The 3,445-nt window shown below is 53.9% G+C and carries 4 protein-coding genes and 4 tRNA genes; all 8 read left to right on the forward strand.

The genetic code is table 11. From position 1 onward, the window contains the following. The first annotated feature begins 292 nt into the window (after nucleotides 1-292). On the forward strand, nucleotides 293-1,252 hold the full coding sequence (gene birA / locus GIW28_RS30470) for a bifunctional biotin--[acetyl-CoA-carboxylase] ligase/biotin operon repressor BirA (RefSeq protein WP_017135958.1): 960 nt from the start codon (nucleotides 293-295) through the stop codon (nucleotides 1,250-1,252). After that, on the forward strand, nucleotides 1,242-1,991 hold the full coding sequence (locus tag GIW28_RS30475; RefSeq protein WP_017135959.1) for a pantothenate kinase: 750 nt from the start codon (nucleotides 1,242-1,244) through the stop codon (nucleotides 1,989-1,991). The genes birA and GIW28_RS30475 overlap by 11 nt, the downstream gene beginning before the upstream one ends. Nucleotides 1,992-1,998: 7 nt before the next feature. Further along, the gene (locus GIW28_RS30480; RefSeq protein WP_017135960.1) at nucleotides 1,999-2,445 is read left to right on the forward strand and encodes a hypothetical protein; all 447 of its coding nucleotides are present in this window, start codon (nucleotides 1,999-2,001) and stop codon (nucleotides 2,443-2,445) included. Between the two features lie 142 nt (nucleotides 2,446-2,587). Continuing rightward, a tRNA-Tyr gene (locus GIW28_RS30485) sits at nucleotides 2,588-2,672 on the forward strand. A gap of 24 nt (nucleotides 2,673-2,696) precedes the next feature. Beyond that, a tRNA-Gly gene (locus tag GIW28_RS30490) sits at nucleotides 2,697-2,770 on the forward strand. A gap of 26 nt (nucleotides 2,771-2,796) precedes the next feature. Continuing rightward, a tRNA-Thr gene (locus tag GIW28_RS30495) sits at nucleotides 2,797-2,872 on the forward strand. A gap of 161 nt (nucleotides 2,873-3,033) precedes the next feature. Further along, nucleotides 3,034-3,109 (forward strand) — tRNA-Trp (locus GIW28_RS30500). A 45-nt stretch (nucleotides 3,110-3,154) separates the two neighbouring features. Further along, nucleotides 3,155-3,445, forward strand: a 291-nt coding sequence (gene secE / locus GIW28_RS30505; protein WP_236490493.1) for a preprotein translocase subunit SecE, incomplete at its 3' end; no start/stop codon positions are given.

The following is a 3,445-nucleotide window of genomic DNA, read 5'->3' on the forward strand; positions in this document are numbered from 1 at the left end:
CAGTAGTGAAACGATGCATCGCCGATGGTAGTGTGGGGTTTCCCCATGTGAGAGTAGGTCATCGTCAAGATTAAATTCCGAAACCCCTGATTGCTAACGCAATCAGGGGTTTTGTTTTGGGCGCTCGTTTAGGCGTAAATCTCGCTCACGAGTGGCGTTAATCACAACGCGTCCAGGCTGAGATGCCACGTAAGCCTGCTTTGCAGCCGCCTCCAGTGCTAAATCCTGTCCTTTCTATGCAATGACCTTGCGCATGGCTATCATGCGTGCCTCATTGTGAGGCGATGCTTGCATGCTGACGTTGTTAACACTTCTCAAAGATGGTCGATTCCACTCCGGAGAGGCGCTCGGTGCTGCCCTGGGTGTCAGCCGCAGTGCTGTTTGGAAGCAGCTCCAGCATCTGGAGTCTGAATTGAACCTGCCCATTCATAAAATTCGCGGCAGGGGGTACCAGCTAGCATCTCCATTGGTGTTCTTGAGTGCTGAAGAAATTCAAGAGCGCGCTCCTGCTTTGGCGTGGCCTGTTTACATCTCTGACTCCATAGACTCCACCAATGCCGAGGCTTTGCGCCTCGTCGGCACAGGTTGCGCGGCGCCATTTCTGGTGCTTGCGGAGCAGCAAACGGCGGGAAGAGGGAGGCGGGGCCGCAAGTGGGTCAGTCCGTTTGCTCAAAACCTGTATTACAGCCTCGTATTGCGCATTGACGGCGGGCTGAGGCAGTTGGAAGGGCTTAGCCTTGTCGTCGGATTGGCAGTCATGCAGGCCCTGCGTGAGTTGGGTGTCCAGGGCGCCGCCTTGAAATGGCCGAATGACGTCCTGGTTGGGCAGAAAAAAATTGCCGGTATCTTGCTGGAATTGGTTGGAGATCCCGCTGATGTTTGCCATGTTGTGCTCGGTATAGGGATCAACGTAAATATGCAGAAGGCGGCAGAGGTCGATCAGCAGTGGACGTCGGCGCAGTTGGAGACGGGCTCCCCTGTCGACCGAAATCACTTGGTCGCACGCCTTGGACTGCAGTTGCAAAGTCACCTGGAGCGACATAAGGCTTTCGGTTTTGCTGCGCTTCAGGAAGAGTGGGAGCGAAATCATTTGTGGCAGGGTAAGGCCGTATCTCTTATCGCGGGTGTTAACCAGATTGATGGTGTGGTGCTGGGTGTTGATCACCAGGGCGCGCTGCGGCTGAGTGTCGAGGGTGTCGAGAAAATATACAGCGGCGGTGAGTTAAGCCTGAGGTTGCGTGATGATTCTTGAGCTCGACTGTGGGAATAGCTTTATCAAGTGGCGTGTGCTCGATTCGCCTATGGCCAGGGCGTCCGCTGAGGGTGTTGTCGGCTCGGACCTTGAGTTGATCGAGGGCCTGAAGGCAATCCCGGGGTTGTCATTGACGCGCTGCCGCCTGGTAAGTGTTCGGGCCTCCGAAGAGACCGGGCAGTTGGTTGAGGCATTGCAGGGGGCATTTGGGGTTGTTGTGTCTTGTGCTGTCTCAGCGAGGGAGGCGGCGGGTGTACGTAACGGCTACGAAGAGTTTGAGCGTCTTGGGCTGGATCGTTGGTTGGCAATGCTCGGTGGTTTCAAGCTGGCATCAGGTGCCTGCCTGGTACTCGATTTCGGTACCGCAGCCACTGCAGACTTTATTGCTGCCGATGGTGAGCACCTTGGCGGCTTCATTTGCCCGGGAATGCCCCTCATGCGCAGCCAGTTGCGAACGCACACGCGCAAAATCCGCTACGACGATATTGCGGCAGAGCAGGCCCTGGCACGCCTCTCGCCGGGGCGGACGACTGTGGAAGCCGTTGAGCGGGGTTGTACGCTGATGCTCAGAGGGTTTGTTTTGACACAGCTTGAGTTGGCTCGGAGCTATTGGGGGAATGACTTCACGGTTTTTCTGACTGGCGGGGATGCTGACCTGGTCTCCGATGCCGTGCCTCACGCTCGTTTTGTTCCTGATCTGGTTTTTGTTGGTCTGGCGATGGCGTGCCCTTTGTCCTGAGGTATTTATGCGTTGGCTGTTTTTGCTTTTGCTCGTTCTCAATGCCTTCTATTACATCTGGCATCAACAGGAAGCCCCATTGCGTGCTAAAGATGTAACGCCACTGAGTCTCTATAAGGGCTCTCAGCAGGATATTCGCCTATTGAGTGAATCCTCTGACCCCATGGTTCGGCGCGACCGGGCAAAAGCGCCTGACGCACAAAGTACGTGTCTATACATCGGTGGTTTCGCTGATCAGCGCCAGGCCCAGTCGGTAGAGCAGCGCCTCATAAGCCTGGATATAAAGGTCAAAGTGCTTCTCCTCAATACGCCTGATGCCTCCGGCTATTGGCTTCGTGTCGCCCCTGAAAGCAGGAGGTTGGCTGAGGATCTGCCGTTTGAAAACCTTGCTAAGGAATTCAATGAGTTAAAACATAAAATAATGTTGTGCGAAGGCGTTGCAACTGTCGAATAGTTTGCATAGAATGGCGCCCGCTTCGCAGTGAAGACCTTTACGGTCTACAGCGTGAAGCGAAGGTCAACGCAGCTAACCTCATATTTTTAATGAGAAAATGCTTGACAGAAGGCCGGCGTGATGTAGAATGCCGGCTCGCTTAGGAGGGGTTCCCGAGCGGCCAAAGGGATCAGACTGTAAATCTGACGTCTACGACTTCGAAGGTTCGAATCCTTCCCCCTCCACCATTTTTAGCGTGAGCTGCAAGCTCCGCGGGTATAGTTTAGTGGTAGAACCTCAGCCTTCCAAGCTGATGATGCGGGTTCGATTCCCGCTACCCGCTCCAAGTTTGCAGGTTGTGCAATGTGTTTTGCTCTTGTAGCTCAGTTGGTAGAGCACACCCTTGGTAAGGGTGAGGTCAGCGGTTCAAATCCGCTCAAGAGCTCCATATAACAAGGCAGATATGAAAATATCTGCCTTTGTTTTAACAGCTGCCTCGGCTTGTTGGTGTTGCATTTGGCTTTGTTGCCAGGTGATTTCAGGTCTAGTGGGGTTGGTTGTTGTAAAGTCTTTTTCAGGCCTGCATAATGGTCGGCCTGATTTTGTTTTAGGTCAGTAGCTCAATTGGCAGAGCGACGGTCTCCAAAACCGTAGGTTGGGGGTTCGATTCCCTCCTGACCTGCCAGATTCACGTGGTGTGTCTGGCTTTCTTTTCACAGGATCTTCATAGATGACTCCTAAGGCTGAAGCTCAAAGCTCTCGTTTCGATCTCGTCAAGTGGCTCGCTGTGGTCGCGTTGGTGGTCGTAGGCGTTGTTGGCAATCAGTACTACTCTGCTTCGCCGATCCTGTACCGCGTACTCGCTTTGCTCGCTCTTGCTGCTGTAGCTGCCTTTGTAGGCCTGCAGACTGCCAAAGGCAAGTCTTTCGCGGTCCTGGTAAAGGAAGCTCGTACCGAAATTCGTAAAGTCGTTTGGCCGACTCGCCAAGAAACCACGCAGACCACGTTGATTGTTGTGGCT

The organism is Pseudomonas sp. PA-5-4B (assembly GCF_021606215.1).
Classification (GTDB): Bacteria; Pseudomonadota; Gammaproteobacteria; order Pseudomonadales; family Pseudomonadaceae; genus Aquipseudomonas; species Aquipseudomonas edaphica.